This window comes from Kribbella sp. NPDC004536 (assembly GCF_042873835.1).
Taxonomy (GTDB): domain Bacteria; phylum Actinomycetota; class Actinomycetes; order Propionibacteriales; family Kribbellaceae; genus Kribbella.
Genome location: NZ_JBIALY010000001.1, coordinates 368661 through 380697, shown reverse-complemented (window position 1 = coordinate 380697; position 12037 = coordinate 368661). Strand labels below are relative to the sequence as shown.

The 12037-nt window shown below is 68.3% G+C and carries 15 protein-coding genes; 7 read left to right on the top strand and 8 right to left on the bottom strand.

Translation table 11 applies throughout. The features are described 5' to 3' along the window. Window position 1: 1 nt before the first annotated feature. The 4 genes from ACFYRU_RS01880 to ACFYRU_RS01865 all read right to left on the bottom strand — a co-directional run bounded on the left by ACFYRU_RS01880 (window position 2) and on the right by ACFYRU_RS01865 (window position 4162). Window positions 2–814: a carbohydrate ABC transporter permease gene (locus ACFYRU_RS01880; protein ID WP_387651935.1), complete on the bottom strand. Its 813-nt coding sequence runs from the start codon at window positions 812–814 to the stop codon at window positions 2–4. Then, window positions 814–1587: a carbohydrate ABC transporter permease gene (locus ACFYRU_RS01875; protein ID WP_387651933.1), complete on the bottom strand. Its 774-nt coding sequence runs from the start codon at window positions 1585–1587 to the stop codon at window positions 814–816. The genes ACFYRU_RS01880 and ACFYRU_RS01875 overlap by 1 nt, the downstream gene beginning before the upstream one ends. 236 nt (window positions 1588–1823) lie before the next feature. Then, complete coding sequence (locus ACFYRU_RS01870) at window positions 1824–3119, bottom strand: sugar ABC transporter substrate-binding protein (protein ID WP_387651931.1); 1296 nt, start codon at window positions 3117–3119, stop codon at window positions 1824–1826. 11 nt (window positions 3120–3130) lie between these two features. Next, window positions 3131–4162, bottom strand: coding sequence for a LacI family DNA-binding transcriptional regulator (locus ACFYRU_RS01865; protein WP_387651928.1), 1032 nt, complete (start codon window positions 4160–4162; stop codon window positions 3131–3133). A 104-nt stretch (window positions 4163–4266) separates the two neighbouring features. Here ACFYRU_RS01865 and ACFYRU_RS01860 point away from each other — a divergent pair, with 104 nt between their 5' ends. Then, window positions 4267–4842, top strand: a complete 576-nt coding sequence (locus ACFYRU_RS01860; RefSeq protein ID WP_387651925.1) for a histidine phosphatase family protein — start codon at window positions 4267–4269, stop codon at window positions 4840–4842. Between the two features lie 3 nt (window positions 4843–4845). On the opposite strand, the gene ACFYRU_RS01855 is transcribed toward ACFYRU_RS01860, so the two are convergent. Continuing rightward, complete coding sequence (locus ACFYRU_RS01855) at window positions 4846–5394, bottom strand: TetR/AcrR family transcriptional regulator (RefSeq protein WP_387651922.1); 549 nt, start codon at window positions 5392–5394, stop codon at window positions 4846–4848. Window positions 5395–5483: 89 nt separating this feature from the next. On the opposite strand from ACFYRU_RS01855, the gene ACFYRU_RS01850 reads away from it, so the two are divergent. Beyond that, entirely contained in the window at window positions 5484–5891 is a 408-nt protein-coding gene (locus ACFYRU_RS01850) for a DUF4267 domain-containing protein (protein ID WP_387651919.1), read from the top strand. Here the strand turns inward: ACFYRU_RS01850 and ACFYRU_RS01845 are convergent. Both ACFYRU_RS01845 and ACFYRU_RS01840 read right to left on the bottom strand, forming a co-directional pair. Then, window positions 5855–6616 carry a GNAT family N-acetyltransferase gene (locus ACFYRU_RS01845; protein ID WP_387651917.1) on the bottom strand — a complete coding sequence of 254 codons (762 nt, stop codon included), beginning with the start codon at window positions 6614–6616 and terminating at the stop codon, window positions 5855–5857. The genes ACFYRU_RS01850 and ACFYRU_RS01845 overlap by 37 nt on opposite strands. A 16-nt stretch (window positions 6617–6632) precedes the next feature. Then, window positions 6633–7439 (bottom strand): NAD(P)H-binding protein, encoded by an 807-nt coding sequence (locus ACFYRU_RS01840; RefSeq protein ID WP_387651915.1) that lies wholly within the window; start codon window positions 7437–7439, stop codon window positions 6633–6635. A gap of 86 nt (window positions 7440–7525) precedes the next feature. Here ACFYRU_RS01840 and ACFYRU_RS01835 point away from each other — a divergent pair, with 86 nt between their 5' ends. Next, on the top strand, window positions 7526–8230 hold the full coding sequence (locus ACFYRU_RS01835) for a helix-turn-helix domain-containing protein (protein WP_387651912.1): 705 nt from the start codon (window positions 7526–7528) through the stop codon (window positions 8228–8230). Here the strand turns inward: ACFYRU_RS01835 and ACFYRU_RS01830 are convergent. Continuing rightward, complete coding sequence (locus ACFYRU_RS01830) at window positions 8227–8625, bottom strand: NUDIX domain-containing protein (protein ID WP_387651910.1); 399 nt, start codon at window positions 8623–8625, stop codon at window positions 8227–8229. The genes ACFYRU_RS01835 and ACFYRU_RS01830 overlap by 4 nt on opposite strands. A 101-nt stretch (window positions 8626–8726) precedes the next feature. Here ACFYRU_RS01830 and ACFYRU_RS01825 point away from each other — a divergent pair, with 101 nt between their 5' ends. The 4 genes from ACFYRU_RS01825 to ACFYRU_RS01810 all read left to right on the top strand — a co-directional run bounded on the left by ACFYRU_RS01825 (window position 8727) and on the right by ACFYRU_RS01810 (window position 12021). After that, complete coding sequence (locus ACFYRU_RS01825) at window positions 8727–9608, top strand: PHP domain-containing protein (RefSeq protein ID WP_387651907.1); 882 nt, start codon at window positions 8727–8729, stop codon at window positions 9606–9608. Then, the gene (locus ACFYRU_RS01820) at window positions 9605–10222 is read left to right on the top strand and encodes a MarC family protein (RefSeq protein WP_387651904.1); all 618 of its coding nucleotides are present in this window, start codon (window positions 9605–9607) and stop codon (window positions 10220–10222) included. Before ACFYRU_RS01825 ends, ACFYRU_RS01820 begins: the two co-directional genes overlap by 4 nt. 14 nt (window positions 10223–10236) lie before the next feature. Beyond that, window positions 10237–11106: a RecB family exonuclease gene (locus tag ACFYRU_RS01815; protein WP_387651901.1), complete on the top strand. Its 870-nt coding sequence runs from the start codon at window positions 10237–10239 to the stop codon at window positions 11104–11106. A gap of 75 nt (window positions 11107–11181) precedes the next feature. Further along, the gene (locus tag ACFYRU_RS01810) at window positions 11182–12021 is read left to right on the top strand and encodes an alpha/beta hydrolase (protein WP_387651898.1); all 840 of its coding nucleotides are present in this window, start codon (window positions 11182–11184) and stop codon (window positions 12019–12021) included. The last annotated feature ends 16 nt before the right edge of the window (window positions 12022–12037 follow it).

The following is a 12037-nucleotide window of genomic DNA, read 5'->3' as shown; positions in this document are numbered from 1 at the left end:
TCTACTTGAGTCCGGTAATGGCGATGCCCTTGGTCACATGCCGCTGGAACGCCAGGAACATGACCAGCACCGGTACGACGACCACGACCGCGCCGGCCATCAACAGGCCGTAGTTCTGCGCGTTCTGGCCGGTCGAGTACAGGGCGAGGGCGACGGGCAGGGTGTACTTGTCCTCGGTCTGGGCGATCACCAGCGGCCAGAGGAAGTTGTTCCAGGAGCCGAGGAAGGTGAGGATGCCGAGCGTGGCCAGCGCCGGGCGGGTGAGCGGCAGCATGATCCGCGCGAAGATCCCGAGTTCGCTGGTGCCGTCCACCCGGCCGGCGTCGATCAGGTCGTCCGGCAGCCCGAGGAAGAACTGCCGCATCAGGAACACACCGAACGGCGAGACCAGGAACGGCAGGATCAGGCCCGGGTACGAGTTCGCGAGGCCGGCGTTGGTGACGAGTACGAACAGCGGTACGAACGTGACCATGCCGGGGATCATCAGCGTCGCCATCACCACTACGAACAGAGCGTTGCGCCCCTTGAACCGGAGCTTGGCGAGCGCGTAACCGATCATCGAGCAGAACACCAGGTTGCCCGCGGTCACGGCCAGGGCGACCAGTGTCGAGTTGGCGAAGTACCGTGGAAAGTTCGCCTTGCTGAACAGGTCGTCGTAGTTCTGCGTGGTCGCGTCCTGCGGCCACCAGGTCGGCGGGACCCGGAGCAGCTCACCCTGGGTCTTGAAGCTGCCGAGCACCATCCACAGGAACGGCGCCGCGACCGCAACCAGACCGAGTACTCCGATCAGATAGATCCACCAGGTGCGGCGCATCACTTCTCCCTCAGCAGCCGGAACTGGATGAACGTGATCACCGCGATGACGACGAACAGGATGTACGCCATCGACGTCGCGAGGCCGTAGTTGCCGAAGCCGAACTGGTCGTACGTCGCCATCGACACCGAGACCGTGCTGTCCAGTGGGCCGCCCTGGGTCATCACGAACGGTTCCTCGAAGAACTGCAGGTAGCCGATGCCGGTGGTCACGCTGGTGAACAGGACGGTCGGGCGGAGCAGCGGCAGGATCAGGTACCGGAACCGTTGCCAGGAGCCCGCACCGTCGATCTGCCCGGCCTCCTCGACGGACTCCGGGATGCCCTGCAGACCGGCCAGGAAGATGATCATCGCGGAGCCGAAGTTCCGCCAGACCGCCATCGCGATCAAGCTCGGCATCGCCCAGGTCTTGGACGCCAGCCAGTTCGGCCCGTCGATCCCGACCCAGCCGAGGACGGTGTTCAGCAGGCCGTTGTCGGGTGAGAGGACGAACCGCCAGATGACGGCGATCGCGACGATCGACGTCACCACCGGGAGGTAGTACCCGACCTTGAACAGCGCCTGGAACCGCTTCACGCCGCGGTCGAGCAGTACGGCCGCCGCCAACGCCACGACCAACGTCAACGGCACCCCGATCACCACGAAGTACGCGGTGTTGAATGCGGCCTTCCGGAACGTCTCGTCCTGCAGTGCTTTGACGTAGTTGGCGAACCCGACCCCGTTCACCGAGAACGGAGTCCGCAGATCCCGCTGCTTGATGTCGGTAAACGACATCCCCAACGACCCCAACACCGGCCCCGCCGTAAACGCCAAGAACAACACCACAAACGGCAGCACCAACACCCAAGCAGCCACCGTCTGCCGCCCGAATCCCCCACGCCCGCCCCGCTTGCCCAGAACTGCAGTGGAAGCGGTTGCCCCAGCACCACCTACAGTCCTGGGCGGTTGGGGCGTGACCGTTCGGTCGGCGGACTCGTCAGCTTCGAGGTCACGCCCCGTACGGGAGCCCATCAGCTGCCGCCGGTGCCGATCTGGGTTGCCTTGGTTTGGATGGCTTTGGCGGTGTCGGCGGGGGACTGGCCGGACTTGGCCATCTTCTCGATCTCGGTGTCGAACGCCTTCGCGACCTGTTCCCAGTTCACGATCGCCGGCGGCGCCTTCGCGTCCTCGAGCTGCTTGCCGAACACCGGTAGCAGCGGGTCCGACGCGATACTCGGGTCCTGCCACGCGCTCTTCACCGCCGGCAGGTCCGACGACAACTTGAACCACGACGCCTGCGTCTTGGCATCGGACAGGAACTTGACCAGCTTCCATGCACTGTCCTTGTTCTTCGACGACTTGAACACCACGAAGTCCGACCCACCCACGAACGACGTCGCGCTCTTGTTCTTCGGCAGCTGGAACACCCCGATGTTCGGCTTGATCGCATCCCCACCGGCCTTCGCGACCGAGCCCGCCATCCACGGACCGGAGATGAACATCGGCACCTGCCCGTTGACGAACTGCGCCTCGGTCTGGTTCGGCGGCAGGTCGGTCCCGGCGAGCTTCTCGGTGAAGAAGGACTGGTAGTACTTCAGCCCCTCCTGCATCTCCGGCGTGTCGAACGTGAACGACTTCTGGTCGTCCCCGGTGATGTTCGCCCCGGCCGACCACGCGAACGGCATCACGGTCTGCCAGGACCCGTCACCACCCGGCTGCAGGTTGATCCCGTACTTCGCGCCCGCCTTGTCCTTCATCGCCTTGGCCATTGCCTTCAGCCCGTCCCAGTCGGTCGGCGGCGTACTGAACCCGGCCTTCGCGGCCAGGTCCTTGCGGTAGAACACCAGCCGCGTCTCGACGTACCACGGCACGCCGTACTGCGTACCGCCCACCTTCGTGGTGTCCAGCGCGCCCGGGTAGAACCCGGAGTTGTCGAAACCCTGCGGTGTCGGGTCGAGCGCACCGAGGTCGGCGAACTCGCCCATCCAGGTGGTACCGACCATCGCCGCGTCCGGCAGTGTGTTCGCGGTGATCGCGGTGGTGAACTTGTTGTGCGCCGCGTCCCACGGGATCGGCGTGACGGTCACGTTCACGCCCGGGTTGGCCTGCTTGAACTGGTCCATCAGCTTGGGCAGGTTCTCGCCTTCGGTGCCCATCGCCCAGACGGTCAGGTTCCCGGTCGCGGGACCTTCGCTCACGGTGGTCGTCGGTTGTGCCCCGGAGTCCTTCGTGTCGTTCGAACGGCCGCAGCCGCCGAGCGCGAGCGCAGCCGCGGTCAGTGCAGCGCTGCCAATCACCAGCCGGCGGCGGATGCTGTGGGTGAACATTGATTGTCTCCTCACTCGGTTACTGCGTGCATCCCCCGGTTGGTGCCACAGCTGTCCCGCAGCACCAGTTGTGTCGCCAGTACGTCGTTACGCGCCCGGGTGCGGGTCCCGCTCACGCGTTCGTGCAGCCGCTCCGCAGCCACCCGCCCCAACTCGGCCATCGGCTGCCGCACAGTCGTCAAACCCGGCGACACATACCGCGCCGCCATCACGTCGTCCCATCCCGTCACCACAATCTCCCCCGGCACCGCAACCCCGCTCGCGACAAACGCACTGAGCGCAGCCAACGCAAGCTCATCGTTCGCACACACCAGCCCGTCGGGGCGTTCGTTTGCCTTCAGCACCTTCTCCGCGACGGCTCGTCCGGCCTCCTCCGTCAGCGGAACACGAACTGGCTTCGGCACCTGCAAGCCGCGGAGTTCGTGTGCCTTGGCGAATCCGGCGTACCGTTCCGAGACGTCGTACGAACTGGCGGGGTCGCCAACGAACTGGAGGTTCTGCCGGCCGTGGTCGAGCAACCGGGTGGTGAGCTGCTCCGCGCTGGCCGCGCTCTCGCTGCGCACCGAGTCGCACCCGGTGACCGGCGGATGCGCGATCAGTACCACCGGTACGCCCGCCTTCCGCAACCCCTGCACCGTCGGCAGTTCCAGAGCGTTGCCGTGGACAACGATCCCGTCGACCCGCCCGGCCAGGTCCATCACCGTACGGCGCGGATCCGGGTTGCCGTGCGTCACCGTGATCACCACGCTCTGCCCGTGCTCGCCGGCCCACCGCTCGTACCCCATCAACAGATCCCCGTAGAACGGACCGGCGAGATCCGGCAGTACCAGCCCGTGCGCCTCGTGCCGCTGCACGGCGAGGCTCCGGGCGGCGCGTAGCGGTACGTAGTTCAGCTCCTGCGCCGCCTGGTCAACCCGCGCCCGCGCCTTCGCCGACACCGGCCCGGTCCCTTGCAGGACACGCGAAACCGTCGCGATCGACAGCTTCGCGCGGGCCGCGACGTCGTAGATCGTCGCGGGCCGGCCGGTAGGTCCGGAAGGCACTGGATCACTCCTGAACGAAAAGTGGAAGCGCTTACAGTTTCGATACCCTGCCCTGGATCGTTCAAACGGTCAAGACCTCAGCGCCGGTCTGAGAGGATGCAAACGTGACCACAGAGGAGCGAGAGGACCGGGTGTTCCTGGTCCGGCACGGGGAAACCGAGTGGAGCAAGTCGGGGCGGCACACGTCCGTCACCGATCTCCCGCTGACGCCGGACGGCGAACGCGTCGCCGCGAGTTTGAAGGAGCGGCTGGCGGGGGAGTCGTTCGACCTGGTGCTGACCTCGCCGCGGCAGCGCGCCCGCCGTACCGCCGAACTGGCCGGCTTCCCCGACGCCGAGGTCGACGACGACCTGGTCGAGTGGGACTACGGCGACTACGAAGGAATCACCACCGCCGAGATCCGCAAGACCGTCCCCGGCTGGACCGTCTGGGACAACCCCGTGCCACACGGCGAAACCCCCGAACAGGTAGCCGCCCGCCTCGACCGAGTCAACGCCCGCCTCGCCGCCGTCCCAGGCGACGTCCTCGTCTTCGGCCATTCCCACGCCCTACGCGCCCTGACCGCCCGCTGGCTCGAACTGGCCGTCACCGAAGGCCGCCACTTCGTCCTCAACACCGCCACCATCTCAACCCTAGGCTGGGAACGAGGCTCCCCCGCCATCCTCCACTGGAACAGCTGACCCTCAGCGCGTCAGCAGTTCGACCAGCAGTTCCGCGCGGGCCGCGCGGTGGGTGGGGCGGAGGCGGTGGGTTCGGTTGAGGGTGGCTTGGCCGTGGAGGGCGCTCCAGAGGACCTCCGCCAGGGTTTCGGCGTCGGCGTGCGGCTCCACCGCGGCGAGGAACTGGTCGAAGGCGGCCTTCAGGATGGTGGGGCTTTCGGGGCTGCCGAAAGTCAGGTCGGTGGGGCGGACGAACATCGCCTCGTAGACGGCCGGGTGTTCGGCGGCGTACTCGAGGTAGGCCTGGGCGAGTCCGTGCAGGCCGCCCGTCTCGCGCGCGTCGCGTAGTACGGCGGTGAGTTCCTCGATGCCCTGCAGGGCGATCGCGTCCGCGATCGCGTTCATGTTCTTGAAGTGGCCGTACAGAACGGGCTGGCTGTAGTCGACGGCCTCGGCCAGGCGGCGCGTGGTGACGGCGTCCCAGCCGTCGGACTCGGCGAGTTCGCGGGCGGTGCGCAGGATCAGGTCACGGCGCTCCTCGCGGGCCCGCTCCCGGCGTGTCTGGGTCGGCATATCCGGATACTAGCACCGCTAGACAATCTAGCGACGGCAGGGTTAGCATCGCTAGGAAAGTTAGCGCTGCTAGTTCAAGGAGTCCTCTGATGCGTCGCTTCACCAATGTCCTGACCGTGCTGCTCGGTGTCTTCCCGCTCACCTTCGGCAGCCAGTTCCTGTTCGCCGGGCACACCGCGGCCCCCAGCTTCGGGATCCCCGAGTGGCCGACCGGAATCGCCGCCGGGTACTTCGCCGTGAAGGGCATCCGCGACATCGTCCTCGCGCTGAACATCCTGGCCCTGTTCGCGCTCCGTCAGCGCCGCTCGACCGGCATCATGATGGCGATCACCGCGCTCGCCCCGATCGTCGACATGATCACCGTCCTCAGCCACGGCGGTCCCGCGGCGACCGCGCTCGGCGTACACGGTCTGACGGCCGCCGTGATGCTGTTCGACGCGTTCCTGCTGCTCCGCGAGCGTCAGCCGGCCGAGGTGCTCGAGCCGGTCCACTCGTAGAAGTCGATCGTGCAGTACTCGCGGAACCCGAGCGCCTCGTACACCGGGCGCCCGGCCGCGGACGATCCGAGTACGGCGTACTCCGGGCCTGAATCCCGCAGCACGCCGTACGTGATCGCCGCTCCGATCCCGCGCCGTCGTACGGACGGGACCGTCATCACGAAGTACAGGCCGGCGACGCCCGCGCCGAGGAACACCGTCGCCGTCCCGACCGGCCTACCGTCGAGCACGCCGAGGTAGTGCCGCCAGGGATCGCCGTACCCCAGCTTGCGGAACGTCGCCGCGGCCCAGCGGGCCTCCCGCTCGCCCTCGCCGAATCCCTGGCCGAGCGTCGCCTCCCAGGTCGCCATCGTCTCGTCGTCGGTGATCCGGACGAGCTCCAGACCTGGTACGTCGCGGGGCGCCGTCAGCTCGGAGATCCGTACGGCCATCCCGGGCTCGTTGCCGGCTGCGACGAACCCGGCCGCCGTCAGTGCCGTACGGTCGATCTGCATCGACGGACCGACGTGCCAGGTGCCCGGTACGTCGTGTTTCTTCAACTCCGCAAGGGATTCCGCGATCACGCCGGTGTCGGACGCGCGGACGACGGCGTTGTGGTAGTCGAGGGGTGAGCCCCCGATCGTCCACGTCGCGCGGGCGTCGGCGCGCTGCGAACCACCGCCCGCCGCGCCCATCGCCATCAGCAGGTCGGCCGCGTTGTCCTCGATCGCCCGTACGACGTCCATCGGCCCAGTCTGGCGGTCAGCCGAAGTACGCGCGAGCCCATTCCCGGAAGGTACGTGCCGGCCGGCCGAGTACTCGCTCGACGTCGTCCGTCACGGTCTGCTCGCCGCCGGACCGGATCAGCTCCGCTCCGCGCAGGGCAACTGACACGACCGCCTCGTCCAGCCCTGCTTTGCGCAACTGCTCCGCATAGGTTTCCAGTGGTATGTCCGCGACAGTCAGTTCGGAGCCGAGTACGTCGGACAGCACGGCGACCTGTTCCGGAACGTTCAGCAGTTCCGGACCCGTCAACGTGTAGATCCGCTGATGGTCCGAAACGAGTACCTCCGCGGCGACTGCGGCGACGTCGCGCGGGTCGACGAAGGCGTGCCGGCCGGAGCCCGTTTGGTTCGGGATCGGCTGTCCGTTGTGGATCGCCGGGAGCCAGCGGAGTACGTTCGACGCGAACCCGGCCGGGCGGAGGATCGTCCAGGTCAGACCGCTCTCGCGGACGGCACGTTCACCCGGCGCGTGCCAGCTCCCCGGAGCCCCGTCGTCGGTGGTGCCGATCGCGGACAGCTTGACGATCTTCCGCACGTCCGCGTCGAGTGCCGCGTCCACGAGCGCCTGGTCGTGCGCCGGAACCCACGGGCCGGGCGCGGTCAGCAGGAAGACCGTGTCGACGCCGTCGATTGCCTTGCGCAACGACTCGGGATCGTCGAAATCCGCCTGTACGAAGGAATCGTGCGGCTTGCGAGTCATTCCGCGTACCGGGATGCCGCGGGCAACCAGTTGCCGGACGAGCTCACTGCCGATGGTGCCGGTCGCACCTGTCACCAGAATCATTGCTCCAGCCTGACCGGGTCGCGCGGTTGCGGGATAGGAACTTTCGGTACTTCGGAACGCGCCCGCGGCTGGGTACGCTCGAACCCGTGCACCCGTGGATCGAGTCCGTCACCCTGAAGCCGGCGACGACGCCGATCACCGTCCTCCCACCCGATCCGGCCACCACGGTCGTCTGGCGGATGACGCCCGCGGGCGCGAGTGACGTACTGGTCGCGGGTCCGCGGACGAAGGCGACCTACCACCCCACCAAGGACCTCCCGGTCTGCCTACGTCTGAGGATCAGTCCCGGCGGCGTGATTCCCCTCCTCGACACCGCTGCCGACGAACTGCTGGACCAAGTCGTCCCACTGAAGTGTCTCCACGGGCCTTCCGCAACCGACCTCGCCGAGCGCCTCATCACCCACCGCAACGACCTCGAGCGCGCAGCGGAGGTGCTGGGCGACTACTTGGTCGCCGGGATGCCGGCTCGCCTGCCCAGCCGGTTGGACCTGGTCCGCACCGCTGTCCACGAGCTCACGGGACGGCCGCGGGTGGATGTGGCTGCTGCTCGGCTCGGGGTCAGTGAGCGTTACCTGCGGCGGGTGTTCCGGCAGGCTGTCGGTGTCTCGCCGAAGCATTTCGCCCGGATCAGCCGGGTACGCAGCGTGCTCGGGCAGTCGGCGCGCTGGGCGGACGCGGCCGCGTACGCCGGGTACTCCGACCAGTCGCACCTGATCGCCGACTTCCGCGCCCTCATGCACGTCACCCCGAAAGCCTTCGCCGCCGGCAACGTACCGCTCAGCTACTGCTAACCAGGTAGCGCGTTCCACTGCTCCAACGTGGAAACGAGCAGCGTGGCCGTCGGCAACGACGCCATCTCCGAGCGGGTGACGAACCGTGCGTCCGAGGCGTCGTCACCCGGTGTCAGCGTCCCGCCCACCGCGGTCGCCTCGTAGTCGCGGATCACATACAGCTGCCCCCGCGGACCCGGCCGCTCCACCTCGCCGACCAGTCCGCCGACGACAACCGTCAGCCCGGTCTCCTCCGCGACCTCGCGGGCGACCGCCGCCGGATCGTCCTCACCCGGTTCGACCCGGCCGCCCGGGATCGACCACAGACCACGGCCCGGCTCGTTCGCCCGCCGGACCACGAGCAGCCGGTGCTGCTCGTCGTACACCAGGGCACCCACACAGTCGACGCGCTCCATGCACCCCGAGGATAGAGCGTCTGTGCATAAGTACCAGGTCACAAGGGTGAACCCGGATAGCATCAGCGGTGACAGAAGACCGGCGAAGGGACGCGGACCGCGTGCGCATCGACCTGCACACCCACTCGAACCGTTCGGACGGCACCGACCCGGTGGCCGTCCTGATCAGGCACGCGCACGAGGCGGGGCTGGACGTGATCGCGCTCACCGACCACGACACCGCGGACGGCTGGGTGGAGGGCCGGCAGGCCGCGGAGGAGCTCGGGATCGGGTTCGTGCCGGGCCTGGAGATCTCCTGCAAGCTGAACGGGATCAGCGTCCACCTGCTGAGCTACCTGCCCGATCCGTCGTACCCGCCGCTCGCGAAGGACCTGCGGATCGTCCGCGAGGGCCGTACCGACCGGATCCCGACGATCGTCGCCCGGCTGAACAGCATCGGCGTACCGCTGACCGTCGACGAGGTGCTCGCCCAGGCGACCGGTACGCCGTCGGTCGGCCGCCCGCACGTCGCCGACGCCCTGGTCGCGAACGGTACGGTCGCCAACCGGAGCGAGGCGTTCGACAAGTACCTCGCCGACGGCCGCGCCGGCCACGTCCCGCACTACGCGCTCGAGCCGGGGCACGCGATCGACCTGGTCCGGGAGGCCGGCGGCGTGCCGGTGATCGCGCATCCGTGGGGCCGGTCGAGCTACAAGGTGATGACCGAGGAGACCCTCGGCCGGCTGGTCGACGACCACGGGCTGGCCGGGATCGAGGTCGACCACCAGGACCACTCGCCGGCGTCGCGGGAGGCGCTGCGCGCGATCGCACGGAACCTCGGCATCATCTACACCGGCTCCAGCGACCACCACGGCGCCGGCAAGATCGACCACGACCTGGGCGTGAACTCCACCGAGCCGGAGCAGCTCGAGCGGCTGCTCGAAGTCGCCAAGACGAACGCCGCCGCCTCCGACGCCGCAGTACCCGAGGCCTACCTCCCGTGAACAGCGTCATCAACGCGGGTCTGTTCAGCTCGGTCTTCGTCACGCTGTTCGTGATCATGGACCCGCCGGGTACGGTCCCGCTGTTCATCTCGCTGACCGCGGGGCAGTCGCGAGCCGTACGGAAGAAGGCGGCCTGGCAGGCGGTGCTGGTCGCGTTCGGTGTGATCGTGGTGTTCGCCGCGTTCGGGCAGCAGATCCTCAAGCACCTCGGCATCACGCTTCCCGCGCTGCAGTGCGCGGGCGGTCTGCTGCTCCTGCTGATCGCGCTGCAGTTGCTGACCGATACCGCCGAGGACCCGGTGCAGACCAAGAACGTCAACATCGCGTTCGTTCCGCTCGGTACGCCGCTGCTCGCCGGTCCGGGTGCGATAGTGGCGACGATGGTGTTCGTGCAGCGTGCGAACGGTTCGTTGCCGGACGTGGTCGCGATCTCGGCCGGGATCGTCGCGATCCACCTGGTGATGTGGCTGACGCTGCGGTTCTCCGGCATCATCATGCGGCTCCTCGGGGAGAACGGCGTCCTGCTGATCACCCGGATCGCCGGTCTGCTGCTGAGTGCGATCGCCGTCCAGTTGGTGGCCGGTGCCGTCCGCGACTTCATCAGGGCGGGCTGATCGTGCTTCCTGGAATGCCCACCCGGCTGTTCGTGGCGACGCCGACGAAGCTGCTCACGTTCGCCGACTGCAAGCGCAAGTACCGGTACACCTACCTCGAGACCCCGCGCCCGCCGAAGGGTCCGCCGTGGGCGCACAACACGGTCGGCGCGATCGTCCACGAGGTGCTCGCGGACTTCTTCGGGCGCTGGCCCGCGGCCCGCCGGACGCCGGACGAGGTGGTCGCGAAGATGCGCTCGAGTTGGCGCAGCGAGGGGTTCCGCGACGAGCAGCAGTCGCTCGACTGGCGGGACCGGTCGACCGAGATGGTGCTGGGGTACTTGCGCGACACCGATCCGTACTACGAACCCCGCGGGGTGGAGCGGACCGTTGCCTTCACCACCGAGCGCGCGTCGCTGCGCGGCCGGGTGGACCGGATCGACGAGCGCCCGGCGCGGGACGGGAGCGGCGACACCGAGCTCGCGATCGTCGACTACAAGACCGGGCGCCGGCCGCTGACGTCTGTCGATGCCCGGTCGTCTTTGGCGATGGCGCTCTACGTACTCGGCGCCCGCCGCGTACTGCACAAGCCGTGTACCCGGGTCGAACTGCACCACCTGCCGACCAACACGGTCGCCGCGGCCGACCACGACGACGCGTCCCTCGCCCGGCACCAGAAACGCGCCGAGTCGATGGCCGACGATGCCGCCGCCGCCGAAGCCCGCTGGGCCGAAGGCCTCACCCCCGCCGAGGCCGACGCCGCCTTCCCACCCGAGCCGTCCCCCCTCTGTGGCTGGTGCGACTTCGCCAAAATCTGCCCCCAAGGCCGCCGCGAAGCGCCCACCCGTGAACCCTGGGCCGGTCTGGACGAACCTGTGGCGATCCCACTGGACGAAGCCGGCTGAGATCGTGCCAGCGCCGTGTGCGTGGCGTGCCAGCGGGTGGGTGAACCCTGAGGGTGGATGAGAGGGGTCGGGAGAATGAATGCGAAGACTGTTAACAAGCTGGTGGTGCCGGGGGCGGTGCTGCATTACGAGGTTGCCGGGGACGGGCCGGTGTTGTTGCTGATCGCCGGTGGTGGGACCGACGCGGGCGTGTACTCGGGGATCGTCGGCCAGCTCGCGGCGGAGTACACGGTTGTCACGTACGACCCGCGCGGCAACTCACGCAGCACGTACGACGGCGACCCGGCGGACGAGTGCATCGAGCAGTCGGCCGCGGACGCGCTCGCGCTGCTCGACGCGATCGCCGGGGACGAACCGGCGTACGTCTTCGGCAGCAGTTCCGGCGCGATCACCGGGCTCGAGCTGATCACCCGGTATCCGGACCGCGTACGGATGCTGGTCGCCCACGAACCACCGTGCACCGAGGTACTCCCGGACGCCGCCGACGCGCGGGCGTTCTTCGACGAGGTCTACAGCACGTACCACGAGGACGGGCTGACTGCGGCAGACGTCGTGTTCATGATGGGCACCGGGCTGGACGGCGACGCGATGCCGCCGCTGGAGGACCTGCTGCCCGAGTACCGCGAGCTCGCCGAGCGGATGCAGGCGAACGCGCCCAACTTCTACGAACACAAGCTGCTGCCGTTCACCCGGTACGTCCCGGACCTGTCAGCGCTGAAACGCGTCGCGGATCGGGTGGTGCCGGCGGCCGGGCTGGAGTCGTACGCGCATCTGCCGGGACGTCCGATCGACGTCATCGCGGACCACCTCGGCTGGCCGGTGGTGATGTTCCCGGGCGGCCACGGCGGTTACTCCAGTCATCCCGTGCCGTTCGCGACGCACCTCGCGCACCTGCTGAGGACCGACACGGTATAGCTTTCCCCGGGCACCG

Coding starts and splice junctions, on each gene's coding strand:
- ACFYRU_RS01880 (WP_387651935.1), bottom strand. CDS start 814: ATGCGCCGCACCTGGTGGATCTATCTGATCGGAGTACTCGGTCTGGTT.
- ACFYRU_RS01875 (WP_387651933.1), bottom strand. CDS start 1,587: ATGTCGTTTACCGACATCAAGCAGCGGGATCTGCGGACTCCGTTCTCG.
- ACFYRU_RS01870 (WP_387651931.1), bottom strand. CDS start 3,119: ATGTTCACCCACAGCATCCGCCGCCGGCTGGTGATTGGCAGCGCTGCA.
- ACFYRU_RS01855 (WP_387651922.1), bottom strand. CDS start 5,394: ATGCCGACCCAGACACGCCGGGAGCGGGCCCGCGAGGAGCGCCGTGAC.
- ACFYRU_RS01850 (WP_387651919.1), top strand. CDS start 5,484: ATGCGTCGCTTCACCAATGTCCTGACCGTGCTGCTCGGTGTCTTCCCG.
- ACFYRU_RS01845 (WP_387651917.1), bottom strand. CDS start 6,616: ATGGACGTCGTACGGGCGATCGAGGACAACGCGGCCGACCTGCTGATG.
- ACFYRU_RS01840 (WP_387651915.1), bottom strand. CDS start 7,439: ATGATTCTGGTGACAGGTGCGACCGGCACCATCGGCAGTGAGCTCGTC.
- ACFYRU_RS01830 (WP_387651910.1), bottom strand. CDS start 8,625: ATGGAGCGCGTCGACTGTGTGGGTGCCCTGGTGTACGACGAGCAGCAC.
- ACFYRU_RS01815 (WP_387651901.1), top strand. CDS start 10,237: ATGCCCACCCGGCTGTTCGTGGCGACGCCGACGAAGCTGCTCACGTTC.
- ACFYRU_RS01810 (WP_387651898.1), top strand. CDS start 11,182: ATGAATGCGAAGACTGTTAACAAGCTGGTGGTGCCGGGGGCGGTGCTG.